General features: G+C 74.2%; 24 protein-coding genes. 13 read left to right on the top strand and 11 right to left on the bottom strand.

Annotated elements, in window-relative coordinates; all coding sequences use genetic code 11:
• Positions 1 to 42 precede the first annotated feature (42 nt).
• Entirely contained in the window at positions 43 to 1,368 is a 1,326-nt protein-coding gene (locus ACIQD7_RS25295; RefSeq protein ID WP_402444457.1) for an SWF or SNF family helicase, read from the bottom strand.
• Positions 1,365 to 4,361 carry an SNF2-related protein gene (locus tag ACIQD7_RS25300; RefSeq protein WP_402444459.1) on the bottom strand — a complete coding sequence of 999 codons (2,997 nt, stop codon included), beginning with the start codon at positions 4,359 to 4,361 and terminating at the stop codon, positions 1,365 to 1,367. The genes ACIQD7_RS25295 and ACIQD7_RS25300 overlap by 4 nt, the downstream gene beginning before the upstream one ends.
• Positions 4,362 to 4,613: 252 nt before the next feature.
• Between ACIQD7_RS25300 and ACIQD7_RS25305 the strand changes: the two genes are divergently transcribed.
• Positions 4,614 to 5,690 carry an acyl-CoA desaturase gene (locus tag ACIQD7_RS25305; protein ID WP_402444461.1) on the top strand — a complete coding sequence of 359 codons (1,077 nt, stop codon included), beginning with the start codon at positions 4,614 to 4,616 and terminating at the stop codon, positions 5,688 to 5,690.
• A gap of 55 nt (positions 5,691 to 5,745) precedes the next feature.
• Here the strand turns inward: ACIQD7_RS25305 and ACIQD7_RS25310 are convergent, their stop codons facing one another.
• On the bottom strand, positions 5,746 to 7,122 hold the full coding sequence (locus ACIQD7_RS25310; RefSeq protein ID WP_402444463.1) for a tannase/feruloyl esterase family alpha/beta hydrolase: 1,377 nt from the start codon (positions 7,120 to 7,122) through the stop codon (positions 5,746 to 5,748).
• A gap of 172 nt (positions 7,123 to 7,294) precedes the next feature.
• Between ACIQD7_RS25310 and ACIQD7_RS25315 the strand changes: the two genes are divergently transcribed.
• The gene (locus tag ACIQD7_RS25315; RefSeq protein ID WP_402444465.1) at positions 7,295 to 7,891 is read left to right on the top strand and encodes an HD domain-containing protein; all 597 of its coding nucleotides are present in this window, start codon (positions 7,295 to 7,297) and stop codon (positions 7,889 to 7,891) included.
• Between the two features lie 31 nt (positions 7,892 to 7,922).
• Here the strand turns inward: ACIQD7_RS25315 and ACIQD7_RS25320 are convergent, their stop codons facing one another.
• The 3 genes from ACIQD7_RS25320 to ACIQD7_RS25330 form a co-directional block, all read right to left on the bottom strand.
• The gene (locus tag ACIQD7_RS25320) at positions 7,923 to 8,759 is read right to left on the bottom strand and encodes a hypothetical protein (protein WP_402444467.1); all 837 of its coding nucleotides are present in this window, start codon (positions 8,757 to 8,759) and stop codon (positions 7,923 to 7,925) included.
• Between the two features lie 172 nt (positions 8,760 to 8,931).
• Positions 8,932 to 9,243, bottom strand: a complete 312-nt coding sequence (locus ACIQD7_RS25325; protein WP_121833375.1) for a hypothetical protein — start codon at positions 9,241 to 9,243, stop codon at positions 8,932 to 8,934.
• A gap of 120 nt (positions 9,244 to 9,363) precedes the next feature.
• Positions 9,364 to 9,969 carry a class I SAM-dependent methyltransferase gene (locus ACIQD7_RS25330; RefSeq protein WP_402444470.1) on the bottom strand — a complete coding sequence of 202 codons (606 nt, stop codon included), beginning with the start codon at positions 9,967 to 9,969 and terminating at the stop codon, positions 9,364 to 9,366.
• Between the two features lie 196 nt (positions 9,970 to 10,165).
• On the opposite strand from ACIQD7_RS25330, the gene ACIQD7_RS25335 reads away from it, so the two are divergent.
• The 5 genes from ACIQD7_RS25335 to ACIQD7_RS25355 all read left to right on the top strand — a co-directional run bounded on the left by ACIQD7_RS25335 (position 10,166) and on the right by ACIQD7_RS25355 (position 15,556).
• On the top strand, positions 10,166 to 11,005 hold the full coding sequence (locus ACIQD7_RS25335; RefSeq protein WP_402444472.1) for an MHYT domain-containing protein: 840 nt from the start codon (positions 10,166 to 10,168) through the stop codon (positions 11,003 to 11,005).
• Between the two features lie 77 nt (positions 11,006 to 11,082).
• Complete coding sequence (locus ACIQD7_RS25340) at positions 11,083 to 14,097, top strand: nitrate- and nitrite sensing domain-containing protein (RefSeq protein ID WP_402444474.1); 3,015 nt, start codon at positions 11,083 to 11,085, stop codon at positions 14,095 to 14,097.
• Complete coding sequence (locus ACIQD7_RS25345; RefSeq protein WP_121828501.1) at positions 14,094 to 14,528, top strand: roadblock/LC7 domain-containing protein; 435 nt, start codon at positions 14,094 to 14,096, stop codon at positions 14,526 to 14,528. Before ACIQD7_RS25340 ends, ACIQD7_RS25345 begins: the two co-directional genes overlap by 4 nt.
• A gap of 13 nt (positions 14,529 to 14,541) precedes the next feature.
• Positions 14,542 to 14,958 (top strand): DUF742 domain-containing protein, encoded by a 417-nt coding sequence (locus ACIQD7_RS25350; RefSeq protein WP_390756369.1) that lies wholly within the window; start codon positions 14,542 to 14,544, stop codon positions 14,956 to 14,958.
• Positions 14,939 to 15,556: an ATP/GTP-binding protein gene (locus ACIQD7_RS25355; RefSeq protein WP_053641109.1), complete on the top strand. Its 618-nt coding sequence runs from the start codon at positions 14,939 to 14,941 to the stop codon at positions 15,554 to 15,556. The genes ACIQD7_RS25350 and ACIQD7_RS25355 overlap by 20 nt, the downstream gene beginning before the upstream one ends.
• Positions 15,557 to 15,586: 30 nt before the next feature.
• Here the strand turns inward: ACIQD7_RS25355 and ACIQD7_RS25360 are convergent, their stop codons facing one another.
• On the bottom strand, positions 15,587 to 16,012 hold the full coding sequence (locus ACIQD7_RS25360) for a PPOX class F420-dependent oxidoreductase (RefSeq protein WP_402444477.1): 426 nt from the start codon (positions 16,010 to 16,012) through the stop codon (positions 15,587 to 15,589).
• A gap of 152 nt (positions 16,013 to 16,164) precedes the next feature.
• Between ACIQD7_RS25360 and ACIQD7_RS25365 the strand changes: the two genes are divergently transcribed.
• From ACIQD7_RS25365 to ACIQD7_RS25390, 6 genes are all read left to right on the top strand, one after another.
• The gene (locus ACIQD7_RS25365) at positions 16,165 to 16,578 is read left to right on the top strand and encodes a roadblock/LC7 domain-containing protein (RefSeq protein ID WP_402444479.1); all 414 of its coding nucleotides are present in this window, start codon (positions 16,165 to 16,167) and stop codon (positions 16,576 to 16,578) included.
• A gap of 175 nt (positions 16,579 to 16,753) precedes the next feature.
• Positions 16,754 to 17,971: a DUF6397 family protein gene (locus ACIQD7_RS25370; RefSeq protein WP_402444598.1), complete on the top strand. Its 1,218-nt coding sequence runs from the start codon at positions 16,754 to 16,756 to the stop codon at positions 17,969 to 17,971.
• A gap of 182 nt (positions 17,972 to 18,153) precedes the next feature.
• A complete protein-coding gene (locus tag ACIQD7_RS25375) occupies positions 18,154 to 18,531 on the top strand; it encodes a hypothetical protein (protein WP_383410126.1) in 378 nt (125 codons plus the stop codon).
• 255 nt (positions 18,532 to 18,786) lie between these two features.
• Positions 18,787 to 19,572: a polysaccharide deacetylase family protein gene (locus ACIQD7_RS25380; RefSeq protein ID WP_402444482.1), complete on the top strand. Its 786-nt coding sequence runs from the start codon at positions 18,787 to 18,789 to the stop codon at positions 19,570 to 19,572.
• 471 nt (positions 19,573 to 20,043) lie between these two features.
• Positions 20,044 to 20,766 (top strand): hypothetical protein, encoded by a 723-nt coding sequence (locus ACIQD7_RS25385; RefSeq protein WP_402444484.1) that lies wholly within the window; start codon positions 20,044 to 20,046, stop codon positions 20,764 to 20,766.
• Complete coding sequence (locus tag ACIQD7_RS25390; protein WP_121828509.1) at positions 20,763 to 21,134, top strand: peptidase inhibitor family I36 protein; 372 nt, start codon at positions 20,763 to 20,765, stop codon at positions 21,132 to 21,134. The genes ACIQD7_RS25385 and ACIQD7_RS25390 overlap by 4 nt, the downstream gene beginning before the upstream one ends.
• A 115-nt stretch (positions 21,135 to 21,249) precedes the next feature.
• Here the strand turns inward: ACIQD7_RS25390 and ACIQD7_RS25395 are convergent, their stop codons facing one another.
• The 4 genes from ACIQD7_RS25395 to ACIQD7_RS25410 form a co-directional block, all read right to left on the bottom strand.
• A complete protein-coding gene (locus tag ACIQD7_RS25395) occupies positions 21,250 to 22,017 on the bottom strand; it encodes a rod shape-determining protein (protein ID WP_121828510.1) in 768 nt (255 codons plus the stop codon).
• A gap of 157 nt (positions 22,018 to 22,174) precedes the next feature.
• Positions 22,175 to 23,362 carry a globin domain-containing protein gene (locus ACIQD7_RS25400; protein WP_402444486.1) on the bottom strand — a complete coding sequence of 396 codons (1,188 nt, stop codon included), beginning with the start codon at positions 23,360 to 23,362 and terminating at the stop codon, positions 22,175 to 22,177.
• Between the two features lie 87 nt (positions 23,363 to 23,449).
• Entirely contained in the window at positions 23,450 to 23,893 is a 444-nt protein-coding gene (locus ACIQD7_RS25405) for an RrF2 family transcriptional regulator (RefSeq protein WP_402444488.1), read from the bottom strand.
• 137 nt (positions 23,894 to 24,030) lie between these two features.
• Entirely contained in the window at positions 24,031 to 24,429 is a 399-nt protein-coding gene (locus ACIQD7_RS25410) for an SHOCT domain-containing protein (RefSeq protein WP_402444490.1), read from the bottom strand.
• Positions 24,430 to 24,489 lie beyond the last annotated feature (60 nt).

A 24,489-nucleotide genomic window follows, 5' to 3' on the forward strand; every position in this document is an offset into this window, starting at 1 on the left:
CAGCTCGGGTGACGTTCTCGCGGTCCGGGTCGCACCGCCCGCTCAGACGGCACCCGCCGCGAAGGCCGTTGCCAGGGCCGCCGCCGGATCCCGGTCCGCCGGACCCGCCGGAGCCCAGCGCCCACCGGCCTTCAGATACGGCCACCAGCGGCCGTCCTCGCCGAGCCGCAGCTGCGCCTCCGCGCCCACGGCCGTCCACCGCGCGCCGCCCGAACGCCGCAGGACCGGCCGCTCGTCGTCCTCCCAGGCCTCCGCGAGCCGCGCCCCGGCACGGGCCAGCGCCTCGGCGTCCGGCGTCCACTCCTCCTCCAGTACGGCGAGGGCGGCGGCGCCCCCGAACCGCCACGCGCGCGTGGCGAGGTCCATGTCCGCCCGCGACCTGCCCGAACCGGCGGCGAGCCGCGCCGCGATCCACGGAGCGGGGGAGCCCGCGGCGAGCCGTACCGCGTCCTGAGCGCCCGTCAGCCCCGCCTCCACGAGCTCCGGCACGTCCCCGGCCGAGCCCAGCGCCTCGACGAGCAGTCGGTGCGCGCGGTCCGCCGCGTCCGCCGCGAGGAATTCGAGGGCCGCCGGATCCGCCCCCGGCTCCGGTTCGGTGTCCGTGTCCAGGGACGGTGCCCGGCCCGGCGCGGCGGGAGCGACCGGGGGAGCGGGCAGCGGCGGCAGCAGGAACGCCGACGCGTACGCCTCCTCGGCCGACACGCTCGGCATCCCGCCGACGGACCCGGAAGCACCGGCACCGTCCGCGTCGCCGTCCCCGTCACCCGCCGGAGGAGCGACGGCACGCGCGGCACTGCGCTCCTGCAGCTGGTCCAGCAGGGTGCGCTCGCCGCGCCCGCGCATCAGGAGCAGTACGAAGGGGTCCTCGTCCAGGAGCCGCGCCACCTGGTAGCAGAGCGCCGCCGTGTGCGGACAGTGGTCCCAGGCCTCGCAGCCGCACTCCGGATCCAGGTCGCCGATGCCCGGCAGCAGATCGAGCCCGGCCGCCGCCGCGTCCTCCACCAGGTGCGGCGGCATCTCCCGGTCGAGGAGCGCCGCGATGTGGCCCGCGCTGTCCACCGCGAGGCCGAGCAGCCGCTCCCACTCCTCCTCGGAGAACTCCCGCACCAGCACGTCGCTCCGGTGCGCCGTGCCGTCCCGGTCCTTGACCACCGCGGTGATCCGGCCGGGCCGCACCGACACGGCGCCCACCGCCCCCGCGCGCGCGTGGCGGCGCCCCGCCTTGAGCTGCTGACCGTCGAGCGCGGTGTCCTCCAGGGCCTTGAGCCACTCCCGGCCCCACCAGGTCCGGGTGAAGCCCGTGCTGCCCGGAGCCGGCGGCAGCGCCGCGAACGTCCGCTGCTCGTCCCCGTGTCCGTACCCGCTCATCGTCCGTCCCCTCGCAGTCGCACCAGCTCCGCCAGTTCGGCATCGGTCAGTTCGGTCAGCTCCGGCGGCATGTCCCCGCCGGTGCCGAGCACGGAGTCCGCCAGCTCCCGCTTGCGGTCGAGCATCGCGGCGATCCGGTCCTCGATCGTGCCCTCCGCGATCAGCCGGTGGACCTGCACCGGCCGGTCCTGCCCGATCCGGTACGCGCGGTCGGTGGCCTGCGCCTCGACCGCCGGGTTCCACCAGCGGTCGTAGTGCACGACGTGCTCGGCGCGGGTGAGGTTGAGCCCCGTCCCCGCGGCCTTCAAGGAGAGCAGGAAGACCGGGACCTCGCCGTTCTGGAAGCGGGCGACCATCGCCTCCCGCTCCGCGACCGGCGTGCCGCCGTGCAGGAACTGCGTCCGCACGCCCCGCGCCGAGAGGTGTGCCTCCAGGATGCGGGCCATCCCCACGTACTGGGTGAAGACCAGGGTGCACGCGCCCTCGGCGACGATCGTGTCGAGGAGCTCGTCGAGCAGCTCCAGCTTGCCCGACCGCCCCGCGGTCGCCGGCCGCTCCTCCTTGAGGTACTGGGCGGGGTGGTTGCAGATCTGCTTGAGCCCCGTCAGGAGCTTCACGACGAGACCGCGGCGCGCCATGCCGTCGGCCTCGGAGATCGCCGCAAGGGTCTCCCGCACCACCGCCTCGTACAGACCGGCCTGTTCGGGCGTCAGCGAGACGGTCCGGTCGGTCTCCGTCTTCGGCGGGAGCTCGGGCGCGATGCCGGGGTCCGACTTGCGGCGGCGCAGCAGGAACGGCCGGACGAGCGCGGACAGTCGTGCGGCGGCGGCCGGGTCGCGACCGCCCTCGACGGCGGCGGCGAACCGGGTGCGGAAGGCGCCCAGACCGCCGAGCAGCCCCGGGGTGGTCCAGTCGAGGATCGCCCACAGTTCGGAGAGGTTGTTCTCCACCGGCGTGCCGGACAGCGCCACGCGTGCGCGTGCCCCGATGGTCCGCAGCCGGCGGGCCGTCGCCGAGTACGGGTTCTTGACGTGCTGCGCCTCGTCCGCGACGACGAGCCCCCAGTTCCGCGCGGCGAGCCGCTCGGCGTCGAGCCGCATGGTGCCGTACGTGGTCAGGACGAAGCCGCCGTCGGGAAGCTCCTCCAGGTCGCGGGCGGCGCCGTGGAAGCGGCGCACCGGCGTGCCGGGCGCGAACTTCTCGATCTCCCGCTGCCAGTTGCCCATGAGCGAGGTCGGGCAGACGACGAGGGTGGGGCCCGCCGAAGCCGGATCGGTCTGCCGGTGCAGATGCAGGGCGATGACCGTGATCGTCTTGCCCAGTCCCATGTCGTCGGCGAGGCAGCCGCCGAGACCGAGCGAGGTCATCCGGTGCAGCCAGTCGAGTCCGCGCAGCTGGTAGTCGCGCAGGGTCGCGGCGAGCGCGGCGGGCTGGGCCACCTCGGGCTGGTCGCCCTCGGGGTGCGCGAGCCGTTCCCGCAGCCGCTCCAGCGGGCCGGTCGCCGCCACCTCGACGGTCCGCCCGTCGATCTCGGTCGTCCCGGTGAGCACGGCCGAGAGCGCGTCCACCGGCGTGACCTCGCGGTCCTGGTGGGTCCTGGCGCGGCGCACCTCGGCCGGATCCACGAGGACCCACCGGTCGCGCAGCCGCACGAGAGGGCGCCCGGTCTCGGCGAGCCGGTCGAGCTCGGTACGGGACAGCTCGTGGTCCCCGACGGCGAAACGCCAGTTGAAGGCGAGGAGGGAACCGGCGGAGAGGAGGGAGGGGAGGGCGGAGGTCAGGGAGGAAGACTCCGCGTCGTGATCGGTGTCGGTGTTCGGGGTGCCCGGGGCGCCCGGGGTGTGCGTCGAGCTTCCGTCCGGCAGGCCGATCACCGCCCGGGCCGTCAGGCGGTCGGTGAGTTCGCGCGGCCAGTGGACCTGGACGCCGAGCGCCGCGAGGGCGTCGGCCGCCGGGCCCAGGAGTTCCGTGACCTCCTCGTCGGCCAGTTCGACCGTGTCGGGCACGGCTGCCGACAGGAGCGGGGAGAGCGGGGGCCAGGCGCGGGCGGCGCGCCGGAGGGCGAGCAGGGCGTCCATACGGGCGCGGGGGCCGAACGCCGCCCCGACCGGTCCGGAGCCCGACCACACCTCGGCCGCGTCCGCGACCAGCGTCGGATCGGCGACGCCGTGCAGCTGGAGCACCGCCCGGAAGTCGGGCGCCTCCCGCGACTCGGCGGTGAAGCCGGGCAGTTCGAGGCGGAGCGAGAGCCGGACGCCCGCGTCGTGCACGGCGGCCACGTCGGCCGCCCACGCCCGCTGTTCGGGAACCGCCTGCGGCTCCGTGGCCGCGAAGGCGGGCCCACCGGCCGCCTGCGGAGCCGCCGGAGTGCGCGGCAGGGTGTCCGCGACGGCGTCGACGAAGGCCCGGAGCAGCGCCTCCGGTTCGGGCAGCAGCGGCGATTCACCAGAGGCGTCCGGGGCATCAGGGGAATCCGTGGAGACGGGAGAGGCCGCGGCGAGGGGTACGGCATGGGCCGTGGGCGGCATCGAGGCGGCGAGCGTACGGAGCCGCCCCAGCTCCTCGGGGCCGAGCGGCCCGGCCCGCCACGCGTCGTGGTCGCCGGGCGTGAGACCGGGCAGGAGCAGACCGCGCGCCACGAGGTCCAGGGCGAGCAGCGCGGCGGCGCCCCAGAAGGCGGCCGCGGGCGATGCCGCGTCCGAGAACCGGGCGCGCACGAGCAGCGGCAGGGCCTCCCGTACGGAGAGGGCGCGGGCGGGGACGGTCACGGGCCGGAGGGTGTCGCCGTCCACGACCGTCAGCTCGGAGACGGCCACGGACGCGTCGGGGGAGTCCGGCAGCGAGGCGCCGGGAAGGTCCGGCAGCGGCTCGCCGCCCGGGGACCAGAAGGCGATCCGTCCGGCGCGGGGCGGATCGGCGGGGAGGAAGACTGCGGAGTGGCGGGAGAGGTTCCGGGCGGGTTCGCGGGCCGAATCATCGGGTCCGTGCGGCAACGACAACGCATTCCTCAAATTTGACTACTGGAGGCCGAGTCGCAGATGTTACCCCACCGCAATCCCCGACGCGCACTCGATTCGAGTGTGGTGCGTCACAGGTGAACGTTCCTTCATGAGGTGGGGCTCTCCCCACCCCGGTCCCCCGGGAGCGCCCCCGCACGGGACGGGTGGTGACGCCATGGTTCCGGAGGGTCGCGCGTCCGTACGTTCGGGCAGGCGCCCCTCGACCGACAGAAACCGGAGCCCACCATGCCCCAGGTCACCGTCCTGCCCCCGGCCTCCGCACCTTCCGCGGCGCCCGCCCGTGTCAGGGGCGGCAGCGAGTTCAGCCCGCTCCTGCGGACGGTCAGGGAACAGGGCCTCCTCGAACACCGTCCCGGCTGGTACGCCCGCGTCATCGTCCTCAACCTCCTCGGCATCGCCGCCGTGGTGGCCGGACTCGCCCTCGCCGGCCCCTCCTGGTGGACGCTTCCGCTCGCCGCCCCCCTCGCCCTGCTCTCCGCACGCGCCGCCTTCGTCGCCCACGACGCCGGGCACGCCCAGATCACCGCCGACCGCAGGGCGAGCCGCGCCGTCCAGCTCGTCCACGCCAACCTCCTCCTCGGCATGAGCCGGGAGTGGTGGAACGACAAGCACAACCGTCACCACGCGAACCCCAACCACCTCGACAAGGACCCGGACGTCGCGGCCGACGTCCTCGTCTTCGCCGAACACCAGACGGCGGGCCGCACGGGCCTGCGCGGCTTCCTCACCCGCCACCAGGCCAAGCTGTTCTTCCCCCTGACGACCCTGGAGGGCATCGCGCTCAAGGCGTACGGGATCCAGGCCCTGCTCGCGAAGGACGGCCCCTGCCGCACCCGGCGCGAACGGCTCGTCGAAGGCGGCCTGCTCCTCGCTCACTTCGCCGGGTACGCGACCCTGCTCCTCGCCCTGCTCGCGCCCGCGGAGGCCCTGGTCTTCGCCCTGCTCCACCAGATGCTCCTCGGCGTCCACCTGGGGATGGCCTTCGCCCCCAACCACAAGGGCATGGACCGGCCGGACGAGCACGAGGACGGCGACACCTGGGGCCATCTGCGCCGTCAGGTGCTCACCTCGCGCAACATCCGTGGCGGCGCCCTGACCGACTGGTTCCTCGGCGGTCTCAACTACCAGGTCGAGCACCACCTGTTCCCCAGCATGCCGCGCCCGAACCTCCGGCTCGCCCAGCCCGCCGTACGGGCCCACTGCGCCGCGCTCGGCGTGCCGTACACGGAGACCGGCTTCGTGGACTCGTACCGCCAGGCCCTCGGCCATCTGCACGAGGTGGGCGCGTCCCTGCGCGGCTGAACGGGACCGGTCCCGGGTGCCGGAGGGCCGTACCGCCCTCCGGCACCCGATGCGCTCACCCCGTCAGCGCGCAGGAGTTGACCACGTCACCGCCCGCCGGCCGCGCGATCGTGCGGTCCGAGGGCGGCCTCACGCCCTCCTCGACCCAGCGCGTCAGCGCGTCGAACGCCGAGCGGTAGCACGGCAGGATCGGCCGCAGCCGGTCCGGGTAGGTGTCGTACAGACCGTCGGTGTGCGTTCCGTCCTGCACCGTGTAGTACCGGTGCAGCCGGCCCCGCCCCCGGTCGTCGACCATCCGCGCGTACACGTCGGAGTCGGTGGCGATGGGCAGCAGGGTGTCCAGGTCGCCGTGGAGCGTGATGAGCGGCTTGCCGATCCGCCCGGTGAGCGCGACCTTCGCGACGGCGCGGTGGACGGACGCGGGCCGGGAGGCGTAGTCGTACGACGCGTCCGAGGCGCAGGGCGCGAAGATCTCCTCCACGGTCCGGCCGGCGGTGGAACCCGGGCAGGCCGGGTCGTACGAAGGGTCGAACTCGGCCCGGAAGACCTTCTGCGTCAGCCCCCAGTACGCCTGCTCGTGGTACGGCCAGAGGAAGCGCGAGTCCGGCGCGAAACCGGCCCCGATCAGGTCCTCGTCGGTGGCCCGCCCCAGGGAGCGGGCCACGGTGACGGGCAGGCTCGTCAGCAGGTTGGGGCCGCGCGCGGTCCACAGCACGCCCTCCCAGTCGACCCCGCCGTCGTACAGCTCGGGCCGGTTCTCCAGCTGCCAGCGCGTCAGGTAGCCGGCGTTGGAGATGCCGGTCATGTACGTGCGGTCCGGGGCCCGCCCGTACCGCTGCCGTACGGTCTTCTTCGCGGCGAGCGTCAGCTCGGTCACCCGGCGGTTCCACTCGGCGACCGCGTCGCCGGGCCTCCGCCCGTCGGTGAAGAAGTCCGGTCCGGTGTTGCCCTTGTCGGTCGAGGCGTAGGCGAAGCCCCGGGCGAGCACCTGGTCGGAGATGAGCGCGTCCGTCGCGTACTGACGGCGGGTGCCGGGCGCGCCGGTGACGACGAGCCCGCCGTTCCAGCGGTCGGGCAGCCGGATCACGAACTGCGCGTCGTGGGCCCAGCCGTGCGTGGCGTTGAGCCGCGAGTCGTCGGGGAAGTAGCCGTCGATCTGGACGCCTGGCACCCCCGAGGGGTTGCGGGTCCCCTTCGCGGCGAGACCGGCCTGGTCCGCCATGTCGGTGTACGGCGTGCCCGCGAGCCCCGCGGTCGTCAGGTCCTCCAGACAGGCGGACCGCTGGTGCTCGGCGCCGGGCACGTGGAGCCCGTGCCGGCCCGCGCAGTGCGCGGCGGCCTCCGGCTCGGCCCCGGCGGGGGACGCGGGGGCGAGGACGGTGACCCCGGCCAGGAACGCGGCGAACAGTGAGACGCCCGGGAACAGGCGCATGGTGAGCCTCCGGTGGGACGGCGGAAAGAACGAAGGGAAAAGAAGGGGGATCGGCGCCACATCGTGCGGCGTGCCCCTTCCGCCGGACCATGGTCGGAGACCACACCTCGGGCCACCGTCCTATAGGGCACGCCCCGGACCGGCCGTGTCCCCGGCTCGTTAGGCTGCGGGGATGCACCTTCCCTCGGTCGACGAGATCCGCGCGCTGCACAGAAAACACGCTCCTCATGAGGAGGCGTTCGAGCTCGTCTTCACCCACTGCGAGATCGTGTGGCGGATCGCCGAACGCCTGCTCCCGCGCTCGGGCGAGAACCTCGACCCGGAACTCGTGCGCGCGGGGTGCCTGCTGCACGACATCGGGGTGTACCGCCTGTACGACGCCGAGGGACGGCTGGACGGCCGCACCTACATACGGCACGGGATCCTGGGCCACGAGCTCCTGGCGGCCGAAGGCCTCCCGGAGACCGTGTGCCGGTTCTGCTCGTGCCACACGGGCGTCGGACTGACCAAGGAGGACGTGCTCACGCAGGGGCTGCCGCTGCCGCCCGCCGACTACGTCGCGGTCACGCCCGAGGAACGGATCGTCATGTACGCGGACAAGTTCCACAGCAAGAGCACACCGCCGAGGTTCCTGTCCCCGGAGACCTACGCGGTGTCCGTGTCCCGGTTCGGCCAGGACAAGGTCGCGGCCTTCGGGGCGCTGCGCACGGTGTACGGCGACCCGGAGCTCGACGGCCTGGCCGCCGCGTACGGACACGCCCTGACCTGAGGCCCGGGAATTCCGGCGGAGCGGTACCGGATCAGGCCGGGCGCACGGCCATCGCGTCGAGGCCCTTGAGGAGCGCCGGGAGCCTCGCCCCCCGCGCCACCGGCAGCACCTCGCGCGGCACCTCGTCGAGCAGGACGAACGCCATGTCGTCGGCCTTCGCCACGAACGACCAGCCGGGGCCGTCCGCGCGCAGCAGCCGCGCACCGGCCTCCGCGCCGGAGGCGGACCGCACCCGCCCCAGCGGCGGGGCCTCCTCCAGATAGGCGTGCAGCTCGTCCAGGACCCTCCGGACGCCGTCGTACGGGTCGCTCCCGGCGGCTCCGGCGGGCGCCGCCTCCGTGCCCTCGGCACTCTCCGCGTACGTGCCGTCGTCGCCGATCCGGGACCGCCAGGCGGTCCAGTGGAGCGCCACCTGATCGGCGCCCAGACGACGCTGGGCCGGTCCCCACACGTCGCCCGACGGCGGGACCAGCGGAGCGGGGTCGCCCTCCTCGGGCTCCGGGTCGTGCGGGGCCGGCACCCCCGGGGCGGCGGTGGCCACGGGGAGCGGCCAGCCCGGCAGCCCGGTGACCACGGTCTTCTCGTCCGGGGACAGGTCGTAGGCCATCCCGCAGTCCCAGGAGGAGATGGCCACGGCGACCAGGGAGACGTCGTCGACGACCACCGTCCACCGCGCCCCCAGACCGTCCTGGCCGAAGACGAGCCCGTACCCCTCCGGGTGCGGCCCGAGGCCCAGCGCCGCGCAGGCCGCCGGATAGTCGTCCCCGAGCACGCTCGGGAAGCGCGCGGGCGTCAGCAGCGCGGCGGTCAGCACGAACAGCGCGTCGGCGTCGCCGTCGCCCTCGGCGATCGGGTCCGTCCCAGCCACGGCAGCCTCCCCATCCAGTCGTCGGCGCACCTTAACCAGTGAGTAACCCACGCGTCGAGGGTTCCCGCCGGGGAAGGCCGTGCTCGTCGGGGAGGGCCGTGCTCGTCGGCCCGACGCCGTTCCTGGATACCGCCCCTATCCATGTCCGCCCGGTTCTCGTGTCCGTCCGGCGTCACGCCGATTCGTCCCGCAGGCCGAGCAGCGAGCGGGCCACGGCGAGCGGCGGCTCGTTCCGTTCCCGGGCGAGGGTGATGAGGGCCCGGCAGGCCAGTTCGTTCACGCCGAAGGAGAGCGCGCCGGGGGAGACGCGGTTCGCGGCCTCCTCCGCCCGGCCCTGGTCGTCCTCGGCGCACGCGGCCACGTACACCGCCGCAGCCTCGAAGAGGTTGTGCCCCTGCCGGGCGGGACGCGCCGGCGCGGCGGCCCCGGGCGGCCTCCGGGCGAAGGGAAGGAGTCTGCGGAGTCTTTCCGGTACCTGTGTCACGGCCCGCCGCCTTTCCCGGGCACGGCTTGCCCGGCAGGTCCACCGTAGACAGTGGAGTGCCGGTGCAGAAGGGCGCGTGGGCGCGCCCGGGGGGCCTGCCGGAGGGACGCCGACGGTGGCTCAGCCCTCGCGGACGGCCAGGGCCAGGTACCGCGCGTCCTCGTCGACGTAGTCGACGAGCCGCCAGCCGGTCTCGGCGAGCAGAGGACGCAGCCGAGGTTCGGCACGCAGGTCGTCCGGCGTGAGGGGGCGGCCGTGCCGTACCGCCAGGGCGGCCCGCCCGATCGGGTGGAACAGCGCGAGCCGGCCGCCGGGCCGTACGACACGGGCGAGCTCCCGCAGACCGGCGGCGGGATCCGTGAGGTGCGAGACGAGCCCCGCGCCGAAGACGGCGTCGAGCGCGCCCCCGCGCACGGGCAGCCGGCCGACGTCGGCGAGGAGCAGCGCCCCGCCGTCCGCGCCGTCGCGCCCCGCCCGGACGGCCCGTTCGAGCATCTCCGGGGTGAGGTCCGCCCCGATGACGGTGCCGGAGGGGCCGACGGCGGCGCGGAGCGGCGGAAGCGCGCGGCCGGTCCCGCAGCCCGCGTCGAGGACCGCGTCGCCCGGACGCAGGCCGAGCTCGGCCACGGCGACGGCGTACGCGGGGCCGTCGTCGGGGAACCGGCTGTCCCAGTCGGCGGCACGGGCACCGAAGAACTCTCGGACGCGTGTGGGGTCATCGCTCATGCGCCCATGATCTCGTACCCGGAGGGGTGAAAGCCGGGCGCGCATGCCACCCGCAGGGGTGAACGTCCGGCGCGGGCTTTCTGGGTGAGCGTTCGAACCCGGCGCGATCGTTCGGGGTCAGCTCTCTGTCACATTCCATCAGCTTTCGAAATGCGCCCCCGGTGCGCCCCCCGATGCGCACTAGCGTCCCTGAGCCATGGGACACCTGGACCACGCCGCCTTCGGCTGGCTTACCCCCGTGCTGTCGTACGCGATGGCCTGCATCGGCGCCGCCCTCGGACTGCGTTGCACCGTACGGGCGCTCGACGCGACCGGCCGGTCACGGCGGAACTGGCTGCTCACCGCCGCCTCCGCGATCGGCAGCGGCATCTGGACGATGCACTTCGTCGCGATGCTCGGATTCGGCGTGACCGGCACCGACATCCGTTACGACGTTCCGCTCACCGTCCTCAGCCTCGTCGTCGCGATGGCCGTCGTCGGCGTCGGCGTGTTCGCCGTCGGCCACGGACGCGACCGGGTCCGCTCCCTGCTGATCGGCGGACTGACCACGGGCATCGGCGTGGCGAGTATGCACTACCTCGGCATGGCCGCCCTCCGGCTCCACGGCCAGGTCCGGTACGACCCCCTGCTCGTCGGCCTCTCCGTCCTGATCGCCGTCGTCGCCGCCACCGCGGCGCTGTGGGCGGCCCTCCACATCCACGCGCCCGCGGCCGTGGCCGTCGCCTCGCTGGTCATGGGCGCGGCGGTCAGCAGTATGCATTACACCGGAATGCTCGCGGTGAGCGTCGAGGTCGTCCCCTCTTCCGCCGCCCTGCCCGGTGCCGCGGTCATGCAGTTCGTCTTCCCGCTCGCCGTCGGCCTCGGCTCGTACCTCTTCATCACCGCCGCCTTCGTCGCCCTCTCCCCGACGGCCGGGGAACGCGCCGCGTACGCCTCCGCGGGGCGCCCCACCGAACCGGAGGAGCATCCGGCGGACGCCGAACACCACGGCTCCCGCACTGCCGAAGCGACCCGCACGCGCACGCGTACGCACTGATTCGGCGGCCCTGCCGGCCGGGCCCGTCCCACCCGTCCCACCGCACCAGAGACAGCCGCAGCCGGAACGAGGAGGCCATGCGAACTCCCCGCAGCACCAAGGACGCCGGGGTACCGGCACCGCCGACAGCCGTGCGCGGACGACGCGCCCACGCGGGCCCGCCCGCCGACGAGGCGGAGCCGCACGCTTCGGCGGGAGCCGCTGCCTTCCCGGACCTCACCGATCCGGCGGGATCCTCCGCCCCCGGCGACGACCGCGTCCGGACCGCCCCGCGCCCCGGCCTGCGCCCCCGTACGGTCCGCGCCAAGATCGTCTCGCTCCTGATGGTTCCGGTCGTCTCGCTCCTCGCTCTGTGGGGCTTCGCCACCGTCACCACCGCCCAGGACGTCGCCCGGCTCCGTCAGCTCCAGCGCCTCGACGCCGAGGTCAGGGAGCCCGTGTCGGCCGCCCTCACGGCGCTCCAGGCGGAACGGCGCGCCGCCGTACGACAGGTCGCGGCCCCCGGAGCCAACCGGGCCGCCGAACTCAAGGACCGGATGCGCCGCACGGATGATGCCGTCGACCGGCTCCGCCTGGACGCGCACCACACCGTCGGCGACACCGGGGACCTGCCCGACGAGGTCGCCGACCGGGTGAGCGCGTTCGTCGGCAAGACCGAGGGCCTCGCCCTGCTCCGTACCGCCGCGGCCGACGGACGGGCCGACTGGGACCAGGTCTACGCGGAGTACACCGGGGCCATCTCCGCCGCCTTCGCCGTCGGCGGCGCCCTCGCCGGTGTCCAGGACGCCGAACGGGGAGCCGACGCGCGCGTACTCCTGGAATTCGGCCGGGCGGGCGAGATGCTGTCCCGCGAGGACGCCCTCCTCGGCTCCGCCCATCTCACCGGTCTGCTCACCGCCGACCGGCTGCGCGCCTTCTCCGGGGCCGTCGAGACCCGCCGCGCCCTCATCGCCTCGGCCACCGCCGACCTGCCCGCCGCCGAACGCGCCGCGTGGACCCGGCTCGCCACCGGCGCCGACCACCCCCGGCTCACCCTCGCGGAGGACCGGATCCGGGCCGCGAGCCCCGGCCGCCCCGCCGCCCAGGCGGTCGCCTCCGCCGACTGGGACGCCCCCCTCGCCGCCGTACGCGACGGACTCGCCGCGATCGAGACCGACGCGCGCGCCGGGGCGGCCGACCGCACCGACCCCTTCGCCGACGGCGCCCTCACCACGGGCGGTGCCGCGGTGGCCTTCGGCCTCGTGGCCGTCGTGACCTCCCTCCTCGTCTCCGTACGGATCGGGCGCGGCCTCGTCGTCGAACTCGTCGGCCTCCGCAACACCGCCCTCGGCATCGCGCGCCGCGAACTCCCCGCCGCCATGCGCCGGCTGCGCGCGGGCGAGGAGATCGACATCCGGGCCGAAGCCCCGGCCGGACCCGACTCCCAGGGCGAGATCGGCCAGGTAGGGGAGGCCCTCGCCACCGTCCACCGCGCGGCCCTCTCCGCCGCCGTCGAACGCGCCGAACTCGCCGACGGCATCTCCGGCGTCTTCGTCAACCTCGCCCGCCGCAGCCAGGTCCTCGTCCACCGCCAGCTCAACCTCCTGGACGCCATGGAACGGCGCGCCGACGACCCCGGTGAACTCGACGACCTCTTCCGGCTCGACCACCTCACCACCCGTATGCGGCGCCACGCGGAGAGCCTGATCATCCTCTCCGGCGCCGCCCCCGGCCGCGCCTGGCGCAGGCCCGTCCCCCTCACCAACGTCGTCCGGGCCGCCGTCTCCGAAATCGAGGACTACGCGCGCGTGGAGGTGCCGAGGCTCCCCGAGACGGCCGTCGTCGGCGGCGCCGTCGCCGACCTCACCCACCTCCTGGCCGAACTCATCGAGAACGCCACCCAGTTCTCCCCGCCCCACACCAAGGTGCGCGTCAGCGGCGAACCCGTCGGCAACGGCTACGTCCTGGAGATCGAGGACCGGGGGCTCGGCATGGGCAAGGAGAACCTCGCCGAGGCCAACGCCCGGATCGCCCGCGCCGAGGACCTCGACCTCTTCGACAGCGACCGGCTCGGCCTCTTCGTGGTCAGTCGCCTTTCCTCCCGCCACGACATCAGGGTCCACCTGCGGCCCTCCCCCTACGGCGGGACGACGGCCGTCGTCCTCCTCCCCACCGACGTGCTCCAGGGCGCGCTCCCGCCGGGACGCGGCACACCGGCGGACGGCCCCGGGACGCCCCGTACCGGAACCCCGTACGAGGAAGGCACGCGGGCGCGGGTCTCCGGCGCCGAAGGCACGGAGGGCACCGACGGACCGCGCGCGGGCGAACCGCGTACGGGCGAACCGCGCACGACGCGGGAGCACGGGAACGCCCGGGGCGGAGCGGACCCCCGGGAGCGCGAACAGGCCCGAGTCCGGGAGGACACCAGGGGTCGCGAGGAGGACCGGGAACGCGAGGATGCGCCCGGTGCCGAGGTCCGCCGTCTCGACCGGGTCCAGCCGCCCCGCTCCTCCTCGCAACGGCCCGGCCCCGCCCCCTCCCAGGACGCGCGCCGAACCGTCCCCCGGCCTCAGGGGAGCGGGGGACGGCACGGGAGCCCGCCGCAGCAGCCCGACGGGTCACGGCCGCCGTCCCCCTGGATCCCGGCTCCCTCCCGTCCGCAGCCGCTGCCGCGCCCGACCGCCGTCCCCGCGCTCACGGCACGTCCGGAACCCGGACCGGCACCCGTCGGGGTCACCGCCCTGCGCCCCCGAGGCTCCTCCGTACCACCGCCGACGCCCGAGCAGGGGGAGCAGCCGCCCGGGGCACCGACCGGTGGCCCCGGCGCCCCTGGCGACTCCGAGGGAGAACTGCCCCGCCGCGTACGACAGGCGAGCCTCGTCCCGCAGTTGCGCGAGGCGCCGGTTCACGAGCAGACCCCCGCGCCCGGCGCGGACGCCCGCACCCCGGAGCGGGTCCGGGAACGGATGACGGCCTACCAGGACGGCTGGCGGCGGGGCGGCGGTCCGGCCCCGGGCGGCAGGCGCCCGCTCGGCACCGGCGCGGGCCACGACGCCGCGCGCCCCGGACCCACCTCCCCGCACGCCCCTCACCCCGAAGGAGACGACGCATGATCGACCACGAGAGGGTCTCCCACCACCGCTCCGGCGAACTCGACTGGCTCCTCGACGACCTCGTGGCGAGGGTCCGCGAGGTCCGCCACAGCGTGGTGCTCTCCGGCGACGGACTCGCCGTCGGGGCCTCCAGCGGCCTCGGTCGCGAGGACGCCGAACACCTCGCCGCCATCGCCTCCGGCTTCCACAGCCTCGCCAAGGGCGCGGGCCGCCAGTTCCGCACCGGCGGGGTCCGCCAGACGATGGTCGAGATGGACGACGGCTTCCTCTTCGTGGCAGCGGCCGGGGACGGCTCCTGCCTCGCCGTCCTCAGCTCCGCGAGCGCCGACATCGGCCTCGTCGCCTACGAGATGGCCCGGCTCGTCAAGCGCGTCGGCGAGCACCTGCACACCCCGCCCCGCCTCACGGTGACCCCGCCGGCCGCGGGCTGACCCGGAGGACCCCATGAACCAGGACAGCACCGGCGGCGGCCCGTCCGTGCCGGGCGGCCGGTGGTACGACTCCGACGCCGGCCCGCTCGTCCGCCCGTACGCGATGACCGGCGGCCGGACGAAACCGGGACCCGGCCACGTGCGGTTCGACCTCATCGCCCTCGTCGTCGTGGACGACGATCCGCCCGGACCGGCCGAGGAGTCCCTCCTCGGCCCCGAGCACCGGTCCCTGCTCGCCCTGTGCCGGGCCGAGACCCAGTCGGTGGCCGAACTCGCCGCCGACGCCGACCTGCCCGTCGGAGTCGTCCGGGTGCTCCTCGGCGACCTCCTCGAATCCGGCTTCGTCCGCGTCAGCCGACCCGTGCCGCCCGCGCGGCTCCCCGACGAAAGAATCCTGAGGGAAGTAATCGATGGCCTACGAGCGCTCTGAGAGCACCGGCGCGGACGACGACGCGGACACCACCGCGCTCGCCCTGAAGATCCTCGTCGCCGGAGGATTCGGCGTCGGCAAGACCACCCTCGTCGGCGCGGTCAGCGAGATCCGCCCCCTGCGCACCGAGGAACGGCTCAGCCGGGCCGGGGAACTCGTCGACGACACCGGCGGCGTGGACCGGAAGACCACCACGACCGTCGCCATGGACTTCGGCCGCATCACGATCCGCTCCGGTCTCTCCCTCTACCTCTTCGGCACCCCCGGCCAGGACCGGTTCTGGTTCCTGTGGGACGAGCTGGCCCAGGGCGCGCTGGGGGCGGTCGTCCTCGCCGACACCCGGCGTCTGGAGGACTGCTTCCCGGCGGTCGACTACTTCGAGCACCGGCGGATCCCCTTCGTGGTCGCCGTCAACTGCTTCACGGGCGCGCGTGCCTACGGCGCGCACGACGTCTCCCGCGCGCTCGACCTGGACCGGGGCACGCCCGTCGTCCTGTGCGACGCGCGCGACCGGGACTCGGGGAAGGAGGTGCTGATCCGCCTGGTCGAGTACGCCGGACGGATGCACACCGCCCGGCTCCTCGACACCGTCGGCTGAACCACGGCCGGATCCGCCCGGCCGGGCGCCTCAGTCCGCGAGACCGGCCTCGGCGATCACCTTGTCGATCCTCACCCGGACGAGGAGTTCGCCGGGAACGGCGTTGCGCTCGCCGAACTCCTCCGCCCGGTCCTCACCCATGTAGCGGGCGCCGATGCGGGTGGCCCAGTGGCGCAACGCGTCCGGTTCCTCGCTGAGTTCGGCGCGCCCGAACAGCGAGACGAAGGAGAACGGCGGGGTGTCGTCGTCCACGCACAGGGAGACCCGCCCGTCGCGGGCGAGGTTCCGGCCCTTCACCGTGGTCTTGCCGGTGTTGAACACGAAGGCGTCGCCGTCGAGCACGAACCAGACCGGCACGACGTGGGGACTGCCGTCGTCGCGAACGGTCGCCAGCTTGCCGGTGCGGGTGCCCGCGGACACGAAGGTCCGCCACTGCTCCTCGGTCATCCTCGTCATGCTTCCCATCCTGCGGCACACGCGGGCGTGGTGCAGTGCTTGCCCTGTCCACGACAGTGCGTAAGGCTTGCGCCGACACGCGGACCACGGTGACACGGGGAGCACGGGAATCCGGGTCGACGGGGACGCACCACGCAGGGGGAGGACCACTGATGGCGTTGGACAAGGCACTGGACTGGCTCCTGGACGACCTGACGCAGCGGGTCGGACACATACGGCACGCGCTGGTGCTGTCGAACGACGGCCTGGTGACGGGCGCGAGCAGCGGGCTGGTGCGCGAGGACGCCGAGCACCTGGCCGCCGTCTCCTCCGGCCTGCACAGCCTGGCCCGGGGCTCGGGCCGGCACTTCAACGCGGGCCGGGCGCGGCAGACGATGGTGGAGTTCGACGAGGCGTTGCTCTTCGTGACCGCCGCGGGCGAAGGCAGCTGCCTGTGCGTCCTGAGCGCGGCGGAGGCCGACGTCGGCCAGGTGGCGTACGAGATGACCCTGCTGGTCAACCGCGTCGGCGAGCACCTCGGCGTGGAGGCGCGACAGCCCGGCTACCCGGGTGGCGGACCGCTCTGACGGCCCTCTGCCGACATTCCACCGCGAGGTTCCGCCACACGTGGTTCACGAACGGTTTTCCACAGGCGGTTTTCCACAGACGGTGCGGGGTTCGTCACTCTGCGTTACGTTCTCTTCGGTGGGTCGGACGGATCCGCGCCACGGAGAATGCGAACGCACGGGGGAGGGCCGCGTGATGACGGTGGAGGGCCACGACAGGACGGCGGACGAGAGGACGCGCACGGTGACACCGGCGCGGGCCGCACAGGAACTGGAGCTGAAGCGCGACGAGTTCCGGCTCGCGGTCCAGCTCGGTCTGGTGCGGACCGTACCGGCCGGAGAGGGCGGACGGCGGCGCGTCGAGCAGGGCGAGCTCGACCGACTCAGGGCCGCGCCCGACTTCCCCGCCGGCCTGCGCGACCGGGTGCGCGCGGTGGGCACCGGGGAGGCCGCCGCACTCCTCGGGATCACCCCGGAGCGGTTCACCAGGCTGGTCCGGACGGGGCACCTCAGTCCGGTGCGGTTCTCGCTGAACCGCTACCGGGCGGTGGTGTGGACGTATCTGGCCGAGGAGGTCGCCGACTTCGGCCGCACCTGCCCGACACTGCTCACGGGACGGCTGCCGCTGGAACTCCGCGAACGCCTCGCCGCGCGCGAGGACCTGCGGCCGAGGAACTGGCGGGCACGACGGCTCGCCCTGCTGCTCCGCGCCACCGACGACCCGTGGGCGCGGGCCTCGGCCATCGCCTCCCTGCTCGACCCGCTCCACGTCGCCGAGGTCGTGGACGACCCGTACGAGCGCGCCCACCTCGACCGGCTGCGCCCGCCGCCGCCACAGGGAATGCCGGTACCCGCCGCCGCGCGCGAGCTCGCCGAGCGGCTCACGCGCGCCGACGACCCGGACGAGATCCTCTGGCACCGGCTGAGCCTGGCGCTCGCCCTGGACGAGGCGCGGGCCGCGTACCCGGCCCCGCACCCGGGGGAGACCGCCGGGGCCGCGCCGACCGTCCCGGTTGCCCGGAGGGTCGATGCCGTGTCTGCGGTACGACCGGCTCCCGCGCCTTCCGTACTGGCCGGGGCCCCGGATCCGTGGGCCGCGACGGTGACGGTACGCGGCGGCCCGAGGGCCCTGTCTGCGCGGTCTCTGCCGACGGCACCACCTTTCCTGACGCCGCCCCTGCCCGCGGGGCCACCGGTGGTCCCGGCACCGCAGGAGGCCGCCCCGGTCCCGCTTCCGGCGGCAGCGGCCCCCGCCGGACGGCCGGAGGTCGTGACCGACCGTCCTGCCTCCCGCCCGATCTCCCGCTCGGCCTCCCGTCCGGCCCGCACCCGGTTCCTCGACCGGTTCCAGTGGGGGCGGGCGAGCGGTGAGGCGCGTGCCCGTCGCCGGAAGCGCCCGGTGTCGTGGCCCTGATGCCGGCCCCGGCCGGGGGAGGGACGGCCCGGTAGGCCGTCGCGGAGATCGCCGGGCGTCGTCGCGTGCCCGGCGGTGGCCCTCGCGGTGCGGCGGCCTCGGAGGGATGCTGGAGAGGTGGCGCGACGAGTCCGGGCACGAGGAGTGCGAGGCGTCACTGGCGACCGGGGGGCCGTGAGGAGATGAGCGACGTGTACGACCCGCACATCGACACCGACGTCACCGTCCAGTTGAGTGACTGCGGCAGGGAGGACGCCCAGGCCGTCTTCGACGTCCTCGACGGGGTCTACCGGCTGGAGGACATCGCGACGCCCGGCCCGCAGGCGGCGACGGATCCGTCCCCCACCGTCTGGGCCGCCACGTACGACACGGCCGGAGGGGAACACCAAGAGGTGTCTCCCGCCCATCTGTCCGCCCTGGTCGGCGTCACGCTCACCGGCGGCTACCACGCCGTCGACGAGGTCGAGAAGGTCCTGGCCACCGGCTTCGACGTCCAGTCCCGGCACACCGTCTCCGGCGACCAGGAGACGGAGGCGCGCCTGCTGCTCGCCTCCCGCTGAGCGGCGGGCACCGCAGGACGCCGCCGCTCAGCGGGAGGCGCCGCCGTAAGAGACGCCGACGCCATCGCCAGGACCGCCCCGGGAGACGCGGACGGGCGCTCCCGGGGCTCTCGTGCGCCCGCGAACGGGCCTCCGACCCCGCTGTCACCCCCCGGTATACACCCTGTGTAGTGTGCATGTTCGGTCGCGCGGCCCGCCCTGACCAGGCGACGGCCGCGACCCTGCCGAACATCACCGGGGAAAGCGGGTTCCACCATGTTCCGATCCAGGCTGCGCCGACGAGGGGGAACGGCCGTCGCCCTGCTGGCCGCCGCGTCGCTGATGGTGACGCTGAGCGGCTGCGGCGTCGACCCGCTCACCCCGCAGGAGGCGCGGGAGGGGGCCGGATCGGACGACAAGCCGGGCGGAGCGGGCCGCCGCGTCGACTGCGCGGAGGTCAAGTGCATCGCGCTGACCTTCGACGCGGGACCGGGCAAGGACACGCCGAAACTCCTCGACATCCTCAAGGAGAAGCAGGTCCCCGCCACCTTCTTCCTGCTCGGCAGCAAGCACGTCGACCGCTACCCGAAGGTGGTCAAGCGCATAGCCGACGAGGGGCACGAGGTCGCCAACCACACCTGGACGCACCGGATCCTGACGGACCTCGACGCCGCCGAGGTCCGCGAGGAGCTGGAGCGCACCCAGGACGCCGTCGAGAAGATCACGGGCCGGAAACCCACTCTGATGCGTCCGCCGCAGGGCCGTACCGACGACACCGTGTCCGAGGTCAGCCGGGAACTCGGACTCGCCCAGATCCTGTGGAGCATCACGGCTAAGGACTACTCGACCGACGACTCGGCCCTCATCCGGCAGCGCGTCCTCGACCAGGCGCACGGCGACGGGATCATCCTGCTCCACGACATCTACGACGGCACGGTCCCGGCCGTTCCCCCGATCATCGACGAGCTCAAGCGGCGGGGCTTCACCTTCGTGACCGTGCCAGAACTCCTCGCCCCCGGGAAGGCGGAGCCCGGGACCGTCTACCGCCCCGAGAAGGATTGACGGGTCCCGGCGGGGGTGGGGGCTTCACCGAAATGGGGTGAGGTGACTCACATCGCCCACTCGGGAACTCTCGGAACATTCGGGAAAGGTTTACCGTTCATATGTATGTGACGGCGAAGGGGTCCGGTCCCCAGGTTCCCCCCCAGAGGTGACCGCCCTTCGCCCGTCACGGCGATCGGCCCCGGTTGGAATCCCCCGTCCAACCGGGGCTTTGTCGTTCCCGCCCTTTCTTCCGCCCCTCTCCGCTTGCCGCACGCCCAGGTATCCGAGGGCGTCCGAGGGCATCCGGACGGGTGTCCCAGGGTGCCCGGGAGGCGCCCGGCGGGCGCCCGAGGGGCGCACGCACCGGCGCGTTCGACTCGTTCGAGTGAGCCTCGGAATGGCGGCCGTAGCCCCGGGAAATCATCACCCCGAGCCGGCGACACGACCACCCGCCAGCCCTCCGACCAGGGACGATCCAAGGGGGACCCCATGCTCCGCGCTGCCTCGCATACCCGCCACGCCCTCGTGGCGACCATCGCCTCCCTCCTGCTCGCCGGCTGCGCCACCGTCGACGCCGGAACACCCGGGGCGCCCGGCACCCCGACCACCGAGGCGGCCCGGGACGCCCTCCTCGGCGCCGCCGAGCGCCGCCTCGTCGCCGACTGCCTGGGCGCCCGGGGCCTCGCCCCCACGGCCAGGCCCCGCGCCCCGGACGAGGACCGCGCCTTCCGGGCGGCGCTCTTCGGCACCGGACCCCGTGAACTCTCCGTGACCCTCGCGACGGGCGCCACCGTCACCGCCCACACGGACGGCTGCCTCGCCACCGCCCGCCACCGGCTCTACGGCGACCAGCACCGCTGGTTCCGCGCCCAGGTCACCGTCGACAACCTCCGTGCCGAGGCCCAGGACCGGATGCGCGCCGACCCCGCCCATCGTGCGGCCCTCGCCCGCTGGACCGCGTGCGCGGCCCCGCCGGACCGACCCCGTCCCGACCGCCCCGACCCGGCTCTCGCCGCCCGTTGCGCCCGCGAGACCGGCCTCGACGCCGTACGCGCACGCCTTGAGGCCGCCGAGCTGGTCACCGTGCGCGCCCTGCACCGCGACGAACTCACCGCATACCGGCAGCTGCGTGACCGCGCGCTGCGGCGGGCAGCCGAACTGCCCGCGTCCACGCACCCGTCCCACCCGCAGAAAGGCCACATCCTCCCGTGAAGCGAATCCTCGCCACCGCCGCCGCGACCCTGCTCGCCGCCACCACCGGTCTCGCCCTCGCCTCCTCCGCCGGAGCCGCCGAATGCCCCAGCGGCAACTTCTGCGTCTGGCAGGAGGCCAACTTCGGCGGCCAGCGCGCCAACTGGAGCGGGGACGACGGCTGGTGGGAGAGCTGGATCTCCGACACCGACTCCTCCTGGGCCAACCACGGCATCTCCGGCCCCGGCATCAAGGACCACGTCCGCGTCTACGAGAACGCCTGGCAGGGCGGCGGCATGACCATCTGTCTCGCCCCCGGTCAGGAGGTCGGCTACAGCGGCGCGGCCAACGACCGCGGCGACTCCCACATCTGGGCGACCGGCTGCTGACCCCGCCCGCCTCGCCCCGGGACGTCTCGTCCGGGTCGGCCGTCTCGCCCCGGGACGCCTCACCCCGGGCCGTCTCGCCTCGGCCGTTTCCGCCCCCGCCCCGCTCCGATCGGCGTCAGATCCGGGCGGGGGAGGCGGTCGGATGGCGGAGGGCGGAGGCGAGCATCAGGCCCGCGCCGCGGACGACGCTGGTCGACGGGTCGTTGGCCAGGCGGAGACGGGCCCGGAGGACATGGGCCAGTCGCCCGGTCACGTCGAGACGGAGGGCGCCGCCGCCCGTCACCAGGACGCCCCGGCGCAGCGCCCCGCGCACGGCGCCCGTGCGGTCGCGCCGCCACAGGTCGCTCACCAGGTCGGCGGCCGTCCCGGCGACCGAGTCCGGGGCGCTCCCCGACTCCGGAAGGTCGTCGAGACCGACCTCGGCGAGCCGGGCGTCCACGACGAGGCCGTCCACGACGAGCGTGACCTCGGTCAACTGCGCGCCGAGGTCGACCACGAGCAGCGGGCCGTCACCGGGCGGGGCGGCGTAGGCCGCCGCGGCGCGGGCGCTGTCCACGGCGAAGACCCGTACCGCGCCGAGGCCGTCGACCACCCGCTTCACCGCCTCCCGTTCCTCCCGGCCGGCGAGCACCGGGTGGGTCAGCATCACGACGGTGTCGTGCCCGTCGCCGCCCGGTGCCGCGGCCGTCAGGCGCCGCAGCAGCCGGAGCTGGGAGTCCGCGTCGGTCACGCGGCCGCGCCGCACCGGACCGCTCGGCACGTCCGCGAAGACGCCCGCCCCCGGGGCCCAGGCGCGGGTCCGGGAGCTGCCGATGTCGAGGGCGATCCCGCGCACCGGCCGCCCGGCACCGCGACCACCGTCTGCTGACCCGAACGATCCCATCGTCTCCGCCGCTTCCGTCCGTTCCTCGCGGACCCGCTGAATGCGAGGCCGACATGGCACCTCACTATGCAGTATCCACAGCGGCAACGCCATGCTGCTTGGAGATCGAAGGAGAAGGGGAGAGAGTTTGAAGGAAGCCCGGAGGGGAGCGGCCGGGTCAGCCCTCGGTGCCCAGCCACAGGTCGGGGCCGAAGACCTCGTAGTGGATGTCGGCCGCGGCGGTGCCCCGGCCGAGGAGGTCGCCGCGCACGGCGCGCAGGAAGGGCAGCGGCCCGCAGAGGTACGCGGTCGTGCCCGCCGGCAGGTCGAGCGCGGTGACGTCCGCGCGGCCCGGCCGGGCACCGGAGTCGCCCGGCTCCTCGTACCAGAGGTGCAGGGTCCCCTGCGGCAGCGCGTCCACGAGGCGCCGCAGCTCGGCGGCGTGCGCGTGGGTCGCGGGAGCGCGATCGGCGTGCACGACCACGACGGGGCGGGCCGATCCGGTGTTCACGAGGTGGTCGAGCATCGCCAGCATCGGGGTGCTGCCGATCCCGGCGGAGGCGAGCAGCAGGGGGCCGTCGCCCCCGGGCAGGACCAGGTCGCCGAACGGGGCCGACACCTCCACCGTGTCCCCCTCGCGGGCATGGGCGTGCAGCCAGGAGGAGACCTCGCCCGCCGGGTCGCCGTCGACCCGCTTCACGGTGATCCGCCAGCGCGGGCGCCCCGGGGCGGAGGAGAGGCTGTACTGGCGGATCTGCCGGGCGTCGTCGGGCAGGGCGACCCGGACGCTCACGTACTGACCCGGCCGGAACGCGGCGGCGGGGCTCCCGTCCGCGTGGCGCAGGACGAACGAGACCGTGTCGGCCGTCTCCTCCCGCCGCTCGGCGATCTCCATCGGCCGCCAGACCTGACCCTCGGTGACGCCGGACTCCTGGTACAGCCGGGCCTCCACGGCGATCAGGGCGTTGGCCATCAGCCAGTACACCTCGTCCCAGGCGCGTGCGACCTCGGGCGTCACCGCGTCGCCGAGGACCTCCACGATCGCGGCGAACAGGTGCTCGTGCACGACCTTGTACTGCTCCGAGGTCACCCCGAGCGAGGCGTGCTTGTGCGCGATCCGCGACAGCATCGCGTCGGGGCGCCGGTCCGGGTGCTCCAGGAGGGTCGTGGCGAAGGCCGCTATGGAGCCCGCGAGCGCCTTCCGCTGCTCGCCGTTGGCCTGGTTGCCCCGGTTGAACAGGTCGCGCAGGAGCTCGGGGTGGGCGGCGAAGAGCCGCCCGTAGAAGCGCTCGGTGATCCGGTCCAGGGCGCCGCCGACGGCGGGCAGGGTGGCGCGGACGACCGGGACGGCCTGCTCGGACAACATGGGAACTCCAAACTGGTAGATCATCTACCTATTTAAGGGTGGAGAGAAGCGCACGCCCTGCGGCGCGTGCGGTCGGGGGAGGGGCGGTCAGGGAGTGGGGCGGGGGGAGAGGGAGAGGAGGAGCGGACCGGTCGGCGAGGATACGAGCTCCGCCACGGTCAGTGGATCGAGCACGCGGTAGAACGCCTCCTGTGCCTCGCGGAGCGCCCCCCGGAGTCGACAGGCGGATCTGAGCGGGCAGGGCGGATCGCCCTCACAGGCGACGACCTCCTCCTCGCCCTCCAGGGTGCGGGTCAGCCAGCCCACCGACGAGCGCCGGCCCAGTTCCGTCAGGGCGAGCCCGCCGCCGCGTCCGCGCCGGGCCTCGACCACGCCGAGGTGCTGGAGCCGGGTGATCACCTTCGCCATGTGGGCGTACGGCACGTCCATCGACTCCGCCACCTCGCGGGTGGTGACGGACTCCTCCGGTGCGGTGACCGCCAGGCGCATCACGGCGCGGAGCGCCAGGTCGGTGAACTTGGTCAGCTTCACGATCCGACCGTATCAAAGTGGCATTTCAGATTCGTATTCAGGGTTGTGTTCTCGCCACGAAAACCGTCGGGCCCGTGGATCTCCAGGGGAGACTCCACGGGCCCGACGGGGCGCGCCGCCCCTACCCTTTCGGCACCTCAGGACAAGACCTTGGTCTTCGCCTTCTCGAACTCCTCCGCCGTGATGGCGCCCTTGTCCTTCAGGTCCGCGAGCCGCGCCAGCTCGTCCGTGGCGCTCGTACCGCCGCCCTGGGTCCCGGCCGCCTTGCGGATGTAGTCCTGGAACGCGGCCTCGCTGTCCTTCATCTGTTTGGCGTCACGCCGGCTCATGCCCTTGCCGCGGGCGATGACGTAGACCAGCACCCCGAGGTACGGGAGCAGGATGCAGAAGATCAACCAGCCCGCCTTGGCCCAGCCGTTCAGCTCGTGGTCCCGGAAGATGTCGGTGACCACCTTGAACAGCAGGAACAACCACATGATCCAGAGGAAGAACCACAGCATGGTCCAGAAGAGGTTGAGGAGAGGGTAGTCGTCCATTGCCGCACGCTCCGTTCCGGCGCCGACCGGGGAGAGGCCGGGCGTTTGCAGCGAGTCTCA

This window comes from Streptomyces sp. NPDC093071, assembly GCF_044754545.1.
Lineage (GTDB): Bacteria > Actinomycetota > Actinomycetes > Streptomycetales > Streptomycetaceae > Streptomyces.